Source organism: Streptomyces sp. NPDC016459 (genome assembly GCF_040632845.1).
GTDB lineage: Bacteria > Actinomycetota > Actinomycetes > Streptomycetales > Streptomycetaceae > Streptomyces.
In genome coordinates, this window is record NZ_JBEYCR010000020.1 from 41,718 (window position 1) to 55,614 (window position 13,897).

Below are 13,897 nucleotides of genomic sequence, written 5' to 3' on the forward strand. Positions count from 1 at the left end.
GGTACGGGCGGCAGTGCGAGTGCGGGGGGCCGCGGAGGCGGAGGCGGAGGCGCAACGAGAAGAGGCCCTGCGGGCAGGGCCTCTTCTCGTAGAGCTTCACGTCGCCGTGCGCCGCGTACGGGTCAGGACAGGACGTCCGCCGAACTCACCGGCCAGGTCATCCGGATCGTGCCGCCGTCTGCGCCGGCGCTCACCTCGACGTCGTCGACGAGCCCGCGGATCACCGCGAGGCCCATCTCGTCCTCACCGTCGGCGTCGTCGAAGTCCTCGGCCGGGGCCGAGGACCGCGCGCCGGGGACACCGGCGGCATCGGCCGCCGCCACCCCCGCACCGGGCACCTCGTCGCCGACCTCGATGGAGAACGACTTCTCCTCCTCGGTCAGCACGACCCGGATGGGCGTCGTGACGTCGTTGCTGCGGTGCAGCCCGACCGCGCGGGTACAGGCCTCACCCACGGCGAGGCGCACCTCGTCGAGGACCGCCTCGTCGACACCGGCCCGGCGCGCCACCGCGGCCGCCACCAGGCGGGCCGTGCGGACGTGCTCGGGCTGAGCGCTGAAACGGAGTTCAACGGTGGCCATGCGAACCCCCTGGGCTCAGTCGACGGCGTTGACGGCCTCGTCGACCGAGGTGTGGATCGGGAACACCTTGGTGAGACCCGTGATCCGGAAAATCTTGAGAATGCGCTCCTGGTTGCAGACGAGACGCAGCGAGCCCTCATGGGCACGGACGCGCTTCAGGCCACCGACGAGCACACCGAGGCCGGTGGAGTCGAGGAAGTCCACGCCCTCCATGTCGACGACCAGGTGGTAGCTGCCGTCGTTCACCAACTCGACCAACTGCTCGCGCAGCTTGGGCGCGGTATACACATCAATCTCGCCACCGACCTCGACGACCGTACGGTCGCCACCAGCGCCGGACACATTGCGAGTCGACAGGGACAGGTCCACGGATCCTCCAGCACCTTGCTATCGAACGATCGTTCCCCGGGGTCTCCCGGACGGAGTCAGAGAACTGATCGTCAGCCGCGATGGCATTCAATCACTTACCAGCAGCCATGCACGACGCCTTGGAAGCATTGTCCGTCATGGCAGTGACACACTCGGTGCCGATGGCCAAGAAACACCACCCCAGTCGTCCAGCCGGGGACATGGGCAACCGACCCTCCCCCGGCATGGTCCTCGACCGGCTCTCCTCGGGCGAGAGCCGGGCCGCGCGCATCACTCATACGGAGCACATGCCCGCCCGGGAGGGCCGTCATGCAGTCTGGCCGCACCGCATCCGTGCGGAGGTGATCGCGGCGATCGAGGCGGCCGGAATCACGCACCCCTGGGCGCATCAGGCGCAGGCCGCCGAGCACGCCCTGGACGGCGAGTCCGTGGTGATCGCCACCGGCACCGCCTCGGGCAAGTCGCTGGCCTACCTCGCCCCGGTCCTCAGCACCCTCCTGGACGGCGCCGAGGCCCCCAACGGGCGCGGCGCCACCGCCCTGTACCTCTCGCCCACCAAGGCCCTCGCCGCCGACCAGCGGCGGGCCGTGCGGGAGCTGGCCGCCCCCCTCGGCACCCGGATCCGCCCCGCCGTCTACGACGGCGACACCCCCGTCGAGGAACGGGAATGGGTCCGGCAGTACGCGAACTACGTGCTGACCAACCCCGACATGCTGCACCGGGGCATCCTCCCGTCCCACCCCCGGTGGTCCTCCTTCCTGCGCTCCCTGCGCTACGTCGTGATCGACGAGTGCCACACCTACCGGGGCGTCTTCGGCTCCCACGTCGCCCAGGTGCTGCGGCGACTGCGCCGGATCTGCGCCCGGTACGGCTCCGAGCCGGTCTTCCTCCTCGCCTCCGCCACCTCCGCCGAGCCCGCCCTGGCCGCCGGCCGCCTCACGGGCCTCCCGGTCACCGAGGTCTCCGACGACGCCTCGCCCCGTGGTGAGCTGGTCTTCGCCCTGTGGGAGCCGCCGCTGACCGAGCTGCACGGCGAACGCGGCGCTCCCGTGCGCCGTACCGCCACCGCCGAGACCGCGGACCTGCTGACGGACCTGACCCGGCAGGGCGTCCGCTCGGTCGCCTTCGTCCGCTCCCGGCGCGGCGCCGAGCTGATCTCGGTGATCGCCCAGGAACGGCTCGCCGAGACCGACCGCTCCCTCGCCCGGCGTGTCGCCGCCTATCGCGGCGGCTACCTGCCCGAGGAGCGCCGCGCCCTGGAGCGGGCCCTGCACTCCGGGGAGCTCCTCGGTCTGGCCGCCACGACCGCTCTCGAGCTGGGCGTGGACGTCTCGGGCCTGGACGCGGTCCTGATCGCCGGGTATCCGGGCACCCGGGCGTCCCTGTGGCAGCAGGCGGGCCGGGCCGGCCGCGGGGGCGAGGGCTCCCTCGCAATCCTGATCGCCCGTGACGACCCGCTGGACACCTTCCTGGTCCACCACCCGGAGGCGATCTTCGACCAGCCGGTCGAGTCGACCGTCCTCGACCCCGACAACCCCTACGTCCTCGCCCCCCATCTGTGCGCCGCCGCGGCCGAACTCCCGCTGACCGAGCCGGACCTGGCCCTCTTCGGCCCGGCCGTCCCCGGACTGCTGCCGCAGCTCGAGGGCGCCGGTCTGCTGCGCCGCCGCTCCGCCGGCTGGTACTGGACCCGGCGCGAGCGGGCCGCCGACCTCACCGACATCCGGGGCGGCGGCGGCAGCCCCGTCCGGATCGTCGAGGCCGGCACCGGACGACTGCTCGGCACCGTGGACGAGGCCGCCTCCCACACCGCCGTCCACGAGGGCGCCGTCCACCTCCACCAGGGCCGCACCTATCTGGTGCGGGAGCTCGACCTCGAGGACTCCGTGGCCCTCGTGGAGGAGGCCGTCCCGCCGTACTCCACCACCGCCCGCGACACCACCTCCATCACCGTCCTCGACACCGAGACCGAGATCCCCTGGGGAGCCGGCCGCCTCTGCTTCGGCTCCGTCGAGGTCACCAACCAGGTCGTCTCCTTCCTGCGCCGCCGCCTGATCACGGGCGAGGTGCTCGGCGAGACCAAGCTCGATCTGCCGCCCCGCACCCTGCGCACCCGGGCCGTCTGGTGGACGGTCACCGAGGACCAGCTCGACGCCGCCCGGATCAGCCCGGAGATCCTCGGCGGCGCCCTGCACGCCGCCGAGCACGCCTCCATCGGCATGCTGCCGCTGTTCGCCACCTGTGACCGGTGGGACATCGGCGGTGTCTCCGTACCGCTCCACCCGGACACCCTGCTGCCCACCGTCTTCGTGTACGACGGCCATCCCGGCGGCGCGGGCTTCGCCGAGCGGGCCTTCCACACGGCCCGCGCCTGGCTGACGGCCACCAGGGAGGCCATCGCCTCCTGCGAGTGCGAGGCGGGCTGCCCGTCCTGCATCCAGTCCCCGAAGTGCGGCAACGGCAACGATCCGCTCCACAAGCGGGGCGCGGTACGCCTCCTCACGGAGATCCTGCGGGAAGCCCCGGGGGGCCCTGAGGGCCCGGGGGCCCCGCCCGCGACCTGATCTCGGGTTGGTAGGGACCGGAGGCGACGCGGGCGGTCACCTCCGCGATGTCCCCCCGCACCGCGCACCGCACCACCTCGGCGCGCTGCGCCGCGGCCACCCGGGAGGCGACGGCGCACGCCTCCGCCTCGCCCCACAGGGCACGGTCGGCGGCGGCGAGGGCGGCCAGGTCTGCGGCCCCACCGGCCCGGTGCCGGGCCGCCACGGCCTGCCCCAGCGCGAGCACGACCCCGAACACCACGCAGAGCGCACAGGCCGCGAACGCCACCCACACGGTCGCCGCACCCCGGTCGGACCGGGAGCCGGTGCGCCGGTCCCGCGGACCCGGGCCCGGCACTGCGGCCCGACCCCGGACCCGGCGCCAGCCCCGGCCAAGGCGCCGACCCAAGTGCCGGACCCGGCCAAGGCGCCGACCCAAGTGCCGGACCCGGCCAAGGCGCCGACCCAGGTGCCGGACCCGGCCGCGGACCCCGCCACGAACCCGGCGCCCGCAGCGGCTCCCGGCAGCTTCGGCAGTCACGGCGGGCCCCCGGACCCCGCGCCGCCGATGGCCGCAGCGCCGGTCGCCGGGCCCTCTGACACCGGGCCGCCTCCTGACTCCGCACCGCCGCCGGTCCCCCCGCCTCCGGTTGCCGCTCCGCTGGTCTCCGCACCCCCAGTCGCCGCGCCCCGGGTTGCCGCGCCGCTGGTCGCCGCGCCGCTGGTCGCCGCCGTGCCGGTCGCCACACCGGCGAGTGTCGCGTCCTCGGCGAGGGCCGCCGCGTCCGCTCTCAGGGTGAGCCCCATGCCCCCGGGGCCAGGGGCGGCGGCCTCCACCGTCACCCGCCACAGCTCCCCCGACCGCGTCACCGACACCCGGGCGCCCTCGGGCGCGGCGGACCGTGCGGCCGCCTCGGCGGCGGGTGCGGGCTCGGAGCGGGCCGCGGCTCGTGCCCCGGCCCGTGCCGCGTCCACGCAGCGGATCTGCGCGGCGGCGGCCGCCAGCGCCCAGAGCAGCGTCACCGTGAACAGCGCGAGGACGGGCAACACCATCGCCGCCTCCACGGTCACGAACCCCCGGTCAGAACGGCGCATCGAGGGCCTTCCCGATCACCGACTCCAACGCGCCGGAGACCGCCCCACTGGTCACGATCTTGTACAGGACCGCGGCGAACCCCGCCGCCGCGATCGTTCCCACCGCGTACTCGGACGTCGTCATCCCCTCGTCGCCACGGGCGGCCGCCCTTCGCGTCCGCCACCAACCGCACACCGTCGCCCTGCCTGCCATGCCGACCTCCTCGAATCGTCGTCTCGTCGTGTCTCGTCGTGTGTCGTGTGTCGTCGTGTGTCACTCCGGCCTCGCCGTTCATCCGTCCAGGAGCCCCGTCGCGAGTCCGATGACCACCGGGGCCACCCCCACCGCCAGGAAGGCGGGCAGGAAGCAGAGCCCCACGGGGGCGCTGATCAGCACCTGCGCGCGGCGCGCCCTGGCCTCCGCCGCACGGGCGCGGGCCGACCGCAACGCCGCCGCGTGCCGCGCGACTGCCTCCGCCGCGGGCGCTCCCGAGGAACCGGCCCGTTCCATGCAGCGGGCCAGCCCCGCGGCGCCCGCTATCGCGCCGAACCTCCGCCACACCTCGGCCGGTTCGCCGCCGAGCCGCAGCTCGGCCGCCGTACGGGTCAGCCGCTCGCCCAGCGGGCCGCCGAGGGACCGGCCGACGGCCTCCGCCGCCTCCCCGGGCCCCGCTCCCGCCGAGGCGCAGGCCGCCAACAGATCGGCGGCGAGCGGAAGATGGCGTGTCGTCTCCTCGTCGTCGACCTGCGGTGAGGCTCTCCTCGCCGCTTCCCGCCTGAGCCCGGCCATGACCAGGACGCCCGCGAACAGGCCGCCGAACCCCCCGAACAACTCCCAGCCGAGGCCGACCGCCACGAGCGACGCTCCCCACCGCACCACCCACACCGGCAGCCCCGGCCGCCCCTTCAGGGGCCGTGGTTCCGGCGCCTCAAGGAGGCTTTCCAAACGTCGTCGCATCCCTCTCGCCCGGCGCTCGCCGATCACCTCCCGCGCGACCTGCGCGCAGCAGATCAACGCCAGGACCACGGCCCCCGCCGGGTGGAACGCCCCGATCACGCCCGCTCCCCTCCTCGTACGACCCGCGCGGCCCACCACAGGCCGACGGCTTCGAGAGCCCCGCCCACGACGAGGCAGCCCAGGCCCGCCGGTGTGTGCAGCAGCACCCGCAGCGGCTCGGCACCGAGCGCGGCACCCAGGGCGATTCCAGCCACCGGAAGCAGCGCGAGCACCGCCACCGTGGCCCAGGCGCCCGCCAGTTCGGCCCGCAGCCGCTCCCGCTGCTCGTGGTGGTCCCGCAGAGCGGTTTCGAGCCGGTCGAGGCCGGCGGCCAGGCCCGCGCCACCGTTCACGGCCACCTGCCAGCAGGCCGCCATGCCCGCGAGGCCCTCGGCGCCGTCCTGTCCCGCGGCCTTCCGCAGGGCGTCCGGCACGTCCCCGCCGAAGCGGGCCGCCGCGAGCACCGCCGCCTCCTCACCCCCCAGCGCGCCCGTCTCCCGGGCCGCGAAGGCCAGGGCATGCGCGGGCTGCCATCCGGCCCTCAGCTCTCCGACGACCGCCCCGCACAGCGCTGCCACTCGCTCGGCCCGCGCCTCACGTCCCTTGCGGCGCTCGGCCGCCCGCAGCCGCCGCCCCACCAGCGGCACCGCGACCGCCCCCGCCACGAGCGGCAGCGGTGACTCGCCGAGCAGCGCGAGGATCCCCGCCACAGGCAGGCACAGCCACGCACGCCGTCCGCGGGCCACCGTCCACCAGCGCGCGACCAACGCCCGCCCCGCCACCCCGGGACCGCCCGGAGCGTCGGGCGCACCAGGTCCGCCCCGTAAGAGAACGGCCGTCGCCCTGTTCACACAGCGTCGCCGCGCGATCACCCCCCACAGGGCGAGACCCACGCAGAGCGCCGCCATCCCCTGGGCCAGCACCCTTACCGCCACCGGTTCGGTCGTCATCACGCTCCCCCTCCGATCAGCGACCGCAGCCGCTCCCAGCCCCGGTCCCGCTCGAACCCGGACGCGCCCCACCGCAGCGCCGGAACCGTCCGCACGAGGCCGTCCCTGTCCCGCTCCAGGACGTGCACCTCCGCGATCCGCCGCCGCCCGAGCCGGTCCCGGGCCAGGTGCAGCACGACCGACAGACCGGCTCCCAACTGGCTGTGCAGAGCGGCCCGGTCGAGCCCCGCGGCCGTCCCCAGGGCTTCGAGCCGGGCCGGCACGTCCGCCGCGGTGTTGGCATGGACCGTTCCCGAGCCGCCTTCATGGCCCGTGTTGAGGGCAGCGAGGAGATCCACGGCCTCGCCGCCCCGGACCTCACCGACGACCAGCCGGTCGGGCCGCATCCGCAGCGCCTGACGAACCAGGTCCCGGAGGGTCACGAGTCCGGCGCCCTCCTGGTTCGCCGGCCGCGCCTCAAGACGCACCACATGCGGGTGGTCAGGCCTCAGCTCCGCGGAGTCCTCCGCGAGCACGATCCGCTCCCGCTCCCCCACCAGTCCGAGCAGGGAGGCGAGCAGCGTCGTCTTCCCTGTCCCCGTGCCACCGCTGACCAGGTACGACACCCGGGCGTCGATCAGGGCGCGCAGGATCGACGCGCCGCCCGGCGGAACGGTGCCCGCCGCCGCCAGCTCCTCCAGGGTGAAGGCGCGCGGCCGCACCACCCGTAGCGACAGGCACGTCGAGCCGACCGCCACCGGCGGGAGTACGGCGTGCATCCGGGTGCCGTCGGGCAGCCGCGCGTCCACCCAGGGCCGGGCGTCGTCGAGCCGGCGTCCGGCCACCGCCGCGAGCCGCTGGGCGAGCCTGCGCACCGCCGCGGCGTCGGGAAAGGACACCGGAGCCCGCTCGAGTCCGGCGCCGCGGTCCACCCACACCCGGTCGGGCGCCGAGACCAGGACGTCGGTGACGGCCGGGTCGGCGAGCAGCGGTTCGAGAGGGCCGGTGCCGATCAGCTCGCACCGCAATTCCTCCGCCACGCCCAGGACTTCCGCGTCACCGAGCAGCCGTCCCTGGGCCCGCAGTGCCGCCGCGACCCGGGCCGGCGTGGGCTCGGACCCGCTGGCCGCGAGGCGCTGCCGTACCGCGTCGAGCAGTCCCACGCCTCCCTCTCCGGTCATGCCGCACCGCCGGGGCCGAGGGCGCACGCCCAGAAGGCGTCGCAGAACCGGCCGAGCGGACCGCGTGGCTCGGCGCCCGGCGGCAGGCCCGCGTCCTGGTCGGCCACGATCCCCGGGTCGTAGGGGAGTTCACCGGCGAGCGGCAGCCGCAGCGCGTCGGCGACCCATCGCTCGTCGAGCCCCGCGGCGTACGGACCACGGACCACGGCCCGGAGGTCGCGCACGCTCATGGAGAGCGTCGAAGCCACCCGGTGGGCCGCCGCGACGGCCCGCAACTCGCCGGGCACGACGATGAGTCCGAGGTCGAGCTGAGCGAGGGCCTCGGTGGCCGCCTCGTCGGCGCCGCGCGGCAGGTCGACCACCACGACCCCACCACGGCGGCGGGCCGCGGCGAGCACGGACCGGACGGCTTCGGGCGGCACCGGCACCGCGGGCTCCCTGCCCCAGCTGAGCACCCGGACCCCCCGCACGGACGGCAGGGACTCCTCCAGGGCGCCGCCGGCGAGGCGGCCCTTGGACGCGGTGAAGTCGGGCCATCGTCTGCCCTCCTCGCGCTCGCCGCCGAGCAACACGTCGAGTCCCCCACCGAGCGGGTCGCCGTCGACGAGCAGGGTCCGTCGTCCGGTCCGGGCGGCGGCGAGCGCGAGCCCGCAGGCCAGGGTGGAGGCGCCCGCGCCGCCGCGCCCGCCGACGACGCCCACGGTCAGCGCCTGCCGTCCCACGCCCTCGGCCGCGTCGGCGATGCGGTCGACGAGGACGCCTTCGGCTTCCGGCAGCCGCAGCACGCACTCCGCCCCGATCTCGACGGCCAGCCGCCACACTGCCGGGTCGTCCCGGTCGTGGCCGACGAGGACGGTCCCCGGGCGGCGCGCCGCTCCCCGGCAGCGGGCCGCGGCGTCGTCGCCGATCAGGACGAGCGGTGGATCGGTCCAGCTCGTCCGCCGCTCAGGCACCCTGTGGTGCACCTCGGGCTCGACCCCCGCGGCGGCGCACAGCCGGAGGAGGTCGTCGAGCAACCCGAGGTCCTCCGTGACGATCAGCGGCCCCGTCCGACGCGGCTCGTCGGCGGCGGACGCCTCCGTCCCGCTCGGCGGCGAAGTCCGCGCCCTCCGTCCGGCGCCGGAAGTCCTGGTGGTCTCCATGACCCACGCCCTCTCGTGATTCCTGCCGTTCGCGAACTTCGCGACAGGAATCACCGTGGGGCCGTGCCGAGAATCTTGGGGATCTCCCCGAAAAACTGGGGATATCCGAAGGCCTGTGAATAACTTCGTCACCCGCCCAGGGACTACCCGGAACGCAGCTCGCCGATTACTGTGAGTGATGAATCGAGGGTCCGCTCGGGCGGGGACCGTATCGCGGCCGATGGCCGGAAGGAAGGGAGCAGACGATGTCATACAGCGCCGAAACGGCTCCGGACATGCGACGACCCCCGCCGGGGGGGAGAGCGGGGGTCGTCTTTCCGGCCGACTCGGGGGGGGAGGAGCCGGGCCGGGTTAGCACGGTCGCGAACGATCCGTGACTTCCATGGTGTACCCGAGAGCCTTCTCAGGCAAACCCACGCGCCCCAGCGTACGCCGAATGGCGGGCACCTATGCTCAGCCTTGTGGAAAACCACTCCTTGCCGCGCACAGCCGCCTTCTTTGACCTGGACAAGACGGTCATTGCGAAGTCCTCGACGCTCACCTTCAGCAAGTCCTTCTACCGTGGCGGACTGATCAGCCGCCGCGCCGCCCTGCGGACGGCCTACATCCAGTTCGTCTTCCTGGCGGGTGGAGCCGATCACGACCAGATGGAGCGGATGCGCGAATATCTTTCCGCGCTCTGCAAAGGCTGGAACGTGGCCCAGGTGAAGGAGCTCGTCGCCGAGACCCTTCACGACCTGATCGACCCGATCATCTACGACGAGGCGGCGTCCCTCATCGAGGAGCATCACGCCGCCGGCCGCGACGTCGTGATCGTCTCGACCTCCGGCGCCGAGGTGGTCGAACCGATCGGCGAGATGCTCGGGGCCGACCGGGTCGTGGCCACCCGGATGGTGGTCGGCGAGGACGGCTGCTTCACCGGCGAGGTGGAGTACTACGCCTACGGGCCGACCAAGGCCGACGCGGTGCGGGAGCTGGCGGAGTCGGAGGGCTACGACCTCTCGCGCTGCTACGCCTACAGCGACTCAGGGACCGACATCCCCATGCTGGAGGCCGTCGGTCACCCGTACGCGGTCAATCCCGACCGGACGCTGCGCCGTGAGGCAGCGGCCCGCGCCTGGCCGGTTCTCGCCTTCGAGAAGCCGGTACGGCTCAAGCAGCGACTGCCCGAGTTCCGGATGCCGCCACGGCCCACGCTCGTCGCGGCAGCGGCCGTCGGTGCGGCCGCCGTGGGCGCGGGACTCGTCTGGTACGCGTCCCGGCGTCGACAGGCCGCCCTCGCTCATCGGGTGGCGGATGACTTTGCCCGAATTTGAGCAGTGAGCAGAGAAGTGGAGCCAGCACTTTCGCTTCTACTCCGAGAGGAGTAGAAAGGAATCAGGCCCGCGAGACCAAGGACATCCGATAGGATCACCTGTTGAGCATGAAGGCCCCACGGACCTAGCACGGAAACCGGGCACCCACGCGACGTCGACCCGTCGATTACGGGCCAGCCGCACCAGGCCACGGGCAAAGTTCCCGGCCTGATGGGCACATATCGAGGACGCTTGGTAACTGGGTGGACGTGCCAGCGGCGGTACCAGAACTTGGTACCGCCGCAACCCTTCGCCCAGCCGGTCCTCGCGAAGCCGCCCTTTCGCCCAGCCTGGCCCGCGGGGCGACTCTTCGCCCAGACCTGCCCTCGGGATCGCTCCTGCGCCCAGACGACCCCCAGGACACCTTCGCTCGGACGGGCTCTGTCAGGCCGCGCCGCGCTGGAGCGCCTCGCAGACGGCGGTCGACTCCCGGACTCCCAGCTCGACCGAGCGGCCGCAGTGCGCGATCCAGCCGCCGACGCCGTCCGCGGTCCCCGACAGGTAGCCCTCGAACGCGGCCAGGTACGCGTCCCGGCCCTGTTCGGCGTGGCCGACCTCAGCCGGACAGATCGCCTTGGGGTCGAGACCGCTGCCGACGAGGACGATCCGCTCGGCCGCCCGCGCCACCAGACCGTTGCAAGAGGTGAACGGCCGCAGCGCGAGCAGTTCACCGTGCACCACGGCCGCCGTCACCAGCGCCGGGGCCTCGCCGCCCGCGACGATCAGCTCCGCGAGGCCGTCGAGTCGGCCCGCGACCTCGGCGGGGGACGGCGCCGGAGCCGCGATCAGCGGCTCGTCGACCGCCTCGCCGTCCAGCCGGGGCCGCCCCACCGATGCGCCCGGCTCGCCCGCGGCGACCAGGTGGAGCCGGGCGAGCACCCGCAGCGGCGACTGGCGCCAGATGGAGAGCAGCTGTCCCGCCTCGGCGCCGAGCCTCAGGGCCGCTCCGACCGTGCGGGCCTCGGGGTCGGCCCCGAAGTCGGTGCGCCGTCGGACCTCTTCCAGGGCCCAGTCGGCGCCGGACAGGGCGGCCGAGCCGCGGGCGCCGCGCAGGGCCGCCTCGGACGAGATCTCGTTGCTGCGGCGGCGCATCACGCGGTGGCCGTAGACCCGGTCGACGGCCTTGCGTACGGAGTCCACCGCGTCGGCGACGCCCGGCAGGGAGCCGAGGGCGGCCAAGGGGTCAGAGGCGTGCGTACTCATAAGTAGGGAGGCTACGCGCCCCCGGGGTCCGCCCCACGATGGAGTGGTCTTCTTCACGCACCTTGACCACGAGGAGCGCTCATGCCACTACGCTAGGTGAACATGAAGATCGCTTTCGTGGGGAAGGGCGGCAGCGGCAAGACCACGCTGTCCTCGCTCTTCATCCGCCACCTCGCCGCCAACGAAGCCCCGGTCGTCGCCGTCGACGCCGACATCAACCAGCACCTGGGGGTCGCGCTCGGCCTGCCCGAACCGGAGGCCGCCGCGCTCCCCGCGATGGGGGCGCATCTGCCGCTCATCAAGGAGTACCTGCGGGGCAGCAACCAGCGGATCGTCTCCGCCGACACGATGATCAAGACGACGCCGCCCGGGGAGGGTTCGCGGCTGCTGCGGGTCCGCGAGGAGAACCCGGTGTACGAGGCCTGCGCCCGGCCGGTCATGCTCGACGACGGCGAGATCCGTCTGATGGCGACCGGCTCCTTCACGGAGTCGGACCTCGGGGTCTCCTGCTACCACTCGAAGGTCGGCGCGGTGGAGCTCTGCCTCAACCACATGGTCGACGGCGTCGACGAGTACGTGGTCGTCGACATGACGGCGGGCTCGGACTCGTTCGCCTCCGGCCTCTTCACCCGCTTCGACATGACGTTCCTGGTCGCCGAGCCGACCCGCAAGGGCGTCTCGGTCTACCGCCAGTACAAGGAGTACGCCCGGGACTTCGGCGTCGCGCTCAAGGTCGTCGGCAACAAGGTGCAGGGGGAGGACGACCTCGACTTCCTGCGGGCGGAGGTCGGCGACGACCTGCTCGTGACGGTGGGCCACTCGGACTGGGTCCGCGCGATGGAGAAGGGCCGCCCGCCGCGCTTCGAGCTCCTGGAGGCGGAGAACCGGATGTCCCTCCAGGCCCTCCAGGACGCGGCGGACGACTCGTACGCCGACCGGGACTGGGAGCGCTACACCCGCCAGATGGTCCACTTCCACCTGCGCAACGCGGAGAGCTGGGGCAACGCCAAGACCGGGGCCGACCTCGCGGCGCAGGTCGACCCCGGGTTCGTGCTGACCGAGGACCTCAGTGCCGTGCAGCCTGCTTAGCGGGAGCGGGCGGGGCCGCGGGGGCCGCCGGCTGGGGGGCGAGGAAGGCCTTCCAGCCGCCCGGCGGTGCCTCACCGACCTTCAGGGTGCGCATCTTGGCGATGACGTCGGGGTCCTGGGCGTCGAGCCAGTCGGCGAGCTGGCGGAAGGACACGCACTTGACGTCCTTCTGCACGCACACCGTGGCGATGGTCTCCTCGATGGCCCGCATGTACGTGCCGCCGTTCCAGGACTCGAAGTGGTTGCCGATGATGACCGGCGCCCGGTTGCCCCGGTAGGAGCGCTCGAAGGCCTCCACCAGGCCGTCCCGCATCTGGTCGCCCCAGTACCTGTGCTGGGACGGGTCGCCCTGGGTGGTGCCGGGTGACTGGTTGACGAGGAAGTTGTAGTCCATGGCCAGCGTCTGGAAGGCGCGGCCGGGGACGGGCACGAGGTGCATCGACAGGTCCCACAGGCCCAGGTCCTTCTTGGGCCAGATCTGGTCGTTCACACCGCTCGTGTCGTAACGGAAGCCCATCTGCGCCGCCGCCCGGACGAAGTTCTTCCGGCCTTCGAGGCAGGGGGTGCGGGCGCCGACGAGTTCCTTGTCGTAGTCGAACGGCAGCGGCTGCTCCGCGCGCAGGCCCGCGTTGGTCTTCCAGTTCTTGACGAAGGACTTGGCCTGGTTGATCTCGCTCTTCCACTCCTCGACCGACCAGTTGCCGACGCCCCCCTCCTTCCCGCAGAAGTGCCCGTTGAAGTGGGTGCCGATCTCGTTGCCCTCCTGCCACGCCGCACGCAGTTCGCGGACGGTGGCGCGGATGCCCTCGGTGTCGTTGAAACCGATGTCGGAGCGCCCGGGGCTGTGCTGCGGCGGGTCGTACAGCTTCCGCTTCTCCTCCGGCAGCAGGTACACCCCGCTGAGGAAGTACGTCATGGTGGCGTCGTACTTCCTGCCCACGGAGCGGAAGTGCGAGAAGAGCTTCTGGCTGTCCTCGCCGGCGCCGTCCCAGGAGAAGACGACGAACTGCGGCGGGGTCTCGCCCGGCTTGAGGCGCTGCCAGACCGGCTGGTGGGGCTGGGCTCCGGTGAAGGCCGTGGAGCCGTCGCCGATCAGGCGGACCGTGTTCGGCGGGGCGGCGGCCGGCCCCTTCTTGGTGCCCGCGCCTCCCTGCGTGCCCTCCGTGGCGGCGCCGTCGGAGCCCGAACAGCCGGCGAGGCCGGTGATCAGGGCGACGGCGAGGGCGCCGGCTGCGAGCGTCTTCCTCTGGGCAGTGGTCCTTCTCCCGGCGGCTGTCATCCGCCCACCTCTCCTCGGTTCCGTGCGAGATTCCGTGCGAGCTTCCGTACGAGCTGCCCGGCGAGCTTCCGTACGGGCCGCGTCAACGTCGCACCACCACGGCCGGAAAGATGAAACGACAAGCGGCAAAGCGTTCGCCCTTCACCGGAATCGGT

At 73.3% G+C, this 13,897-nt stretch carries 14 protein-coding genes; 3 read left to right on the forward strand and 11 right to left on the reverse strand.

Annotation, left to right across the window (positions count from 1 at the left end):
* Positions 1 to 122: 122 nt before the first annotated feature.
* Together ABZ567_RS29555 and ABZ567_RS29560 are read right to left on the reverse strand one after the other, a co-directional pair.
* Positions 123 to 581: an ATP-binding protein gene (locus ABZ567_RS29555; RefSeq protein WP_360795594.1), complete on the reverse strand. Its 459-nt coding sequence runs from the start codon at positions 579 to 581 to the stop codon at positions 123 to 125.
* A 15-nt stretch (positions 582 to 596) separates the two neighbouring features.
* Positions 597 to 950, reverse strand: coding sequence for an STAS domain-containing protein (locus ABZ567_RS29560; RefSeq protein ID WP_015034520.1), 354 nt, complete (start codon positions 948 to 950; stop codon positions 597 to 599).
* A gap of 80 nt (positions 951 to 1,030) precedes the next feature.
* Here ABZ567_RS29560 and ABZ567_RS29565 point away from each other — a divergent pair, with 80 nt between their 5' ends.
* Positions 1,031 to 3,514 carry a DEAD/DEAH box helicase gene (locus tag ABZ567_RS29565; RefSeq protein WP_360795597.1) on the forward strand — a complete coding sequence of 828 codons (2,484 nt, stop codon included), beginning with the start codon at positions 1,031 to 1,033 and terminating at the stop codon, positions 3,512 to 3,514.
* Here the strand turns inward: ABZ567_RS29565 and ABZ567_RS29570 are convergent.
* The 7 genes from ABZ567_RS29570 to ssd all read right to left on the reverse strand — a co-directional run bounded on the left by ABZ567_RS29570 (position 3,450) and on the right by ssd (position 8,816).
* Positions 3,450 to 3,788, reverse strand: coding sequence for an Rv3654c family TadE-like protein (locus ABZ567_RS29570; protein WP_360795600.1), 339 nt, complete (start codon positions 3,786 to 3,788; stop codon positions 3,450 to 3,452). The two genes, ABZ567_RS29565 and ABZ567_RS29570, sit on opposite strands and share 65 nt — an antisense overlap.
* Before the next feature lie 242 nt (positions 3,789 to 4,030).
* On the reverse strand, positions 4,031 to 4,588 hold the full coding sequence (locus tag ABZ567_RS29575) for a TadE family type IV pilus minor pilin (RefSeq protein WP_360795603.1): 558 nt from the start codon (positions 4,586 to 4,588) through the stop codon (positions 4,031 to 4,033).
* A complete protein-coding gene (locus ABZ567_RS29580; protein ID WP_360795606.1) occupies positions 4,575 to 4,781 on the reverse strand; it encodes a DUF4244 domain-containing protein in 207 nt (68 codons plus the stop codon). The genes ABZ567_RS29575 and ABZ567_RS29580 overlap by 14 nt, the downstream gene beginning before the upstream one ends.
* Positions 4,782 to 4,859: 78 nt before the next feature.
* On the reverse strand, positions 4,860 to 5,624 hold the full coding sequence (locus ABZ567_RS29585; protein WP_360795609.1) for a type II secretion system F family protein: 765 nt from the start codon (positions 5,622 to 5,624) through the stop codon (positions 4,860 to 4,862).
* A complete protein-coding gene (locus tag ABZ567_RS29590) occupies positions 5,621 to 6,514 on the reverse strand; it encodes a type II secretion system F family protein (RefSeq protein ID WP_360795612.1) in 894 nt (297 codons plus the stop codon). The genes ABZ567_RS29585 and ABZ567_RS29590 overlap by 4 nt, the downstream gene beginning before the upstream one ends.
* Positions 6,514 to 7,674 (reverse strand): TadA family conjugal transfer-associated ATPase, encoded by a 1,161-nt coding sequence (locus tag ABZ567_RS29595; RefSeq protein WP_360795615.1) that lies wholly within the window; start codon positions 7,672 to 7,674, stop codon positions 6,514 to 6,516. The genes ABZ567_RS29590 and ABZ567_RS29595 overlap by 1 nt, the downstream gene beginning before the upstream one ends.
* A complete protein-coding gene (gene ssd / locus ABZ567_RS29600; RefSeq protein WP_360795618.1) occupies positions 7,671 to 8,816 on the reverse strand; it encodes a septum site-determining protein Ssd in 1,146 nt (381 codons plus the stop codon). Before ssd ends, ABZ567_RS29595 begins: the two co-directional genes overlap by 4 nt.
* A 449-nt stretch (positions 8,817 to 9,265) precedes the next feature.
* Here ssd and ABZ567_RS29605 point away from each other — a divergent pair, with 449 nt between their 5' ends.
* Positions 9,266 to 10,132, forward strand: a complete 867-nt coding sequence (locus ABZ567_RS29605) for an HAD-IB family hydrolase (protein WP_360795621.1) — start codon at positions 9,266 to 9,268, stop codon at positions 10,130 to 10,132.
* 423 nt (positions 10,133 to 10,555) lie between these two features.
* Here ABZ567_RS29605 and ABZ567_RS29610 read toward each other — a convergent pair whose 3' ends face one another.
* On the reverse strand, positions 10,556 to 11,374 hold the full coding sequence (locus ABZ567_RS29610; protein WP_360795624.1) for an oxidoreductase: 819 nt from the start codon (positions 11,372 to 11,374) through the stop codon (positions 10,556 to 10,558).
* A 102-nt stretch (positions 11,375 to 11,476) separates the two neighbouring features.
* Here ABZ567_RS29610 and ABZ567_RS29615 point away from each other — a divergent pair, with 102 nt between their 5' ends.
* Positions 11,477 to 12,463, forward strand: a complete 987-nt coding sequence (locus ABZ567_RS29615) for an ATP-binding protein (protein WP_360795627.1) — start codon at positions 11,477 to 11,479, stop codon at positions 12,461 to 12,463.
* On the opposite strand, the gene ABZ567_RS29620 is transcribed toward ABZ567_RS29615, so the two are convergent.
* Positions 12,441 to 13,742 (reverse strand): hypothetical protein, encoded by a 1,302-nt coding sequence (locus tag ABZ567_RS29620; protein WP_360795629.1) that lies wholly within the window; start codon positions 13,740 to 13,742, stop codon positions 12,441 to 12,443. The genes ABZ567_RS29615 and ABZ567_RS29620 overlap by 23 nt on opposite strands.
* Between the last annotated feature and the right edge of the window lie 155 nt (positions 13,743 to 13,897).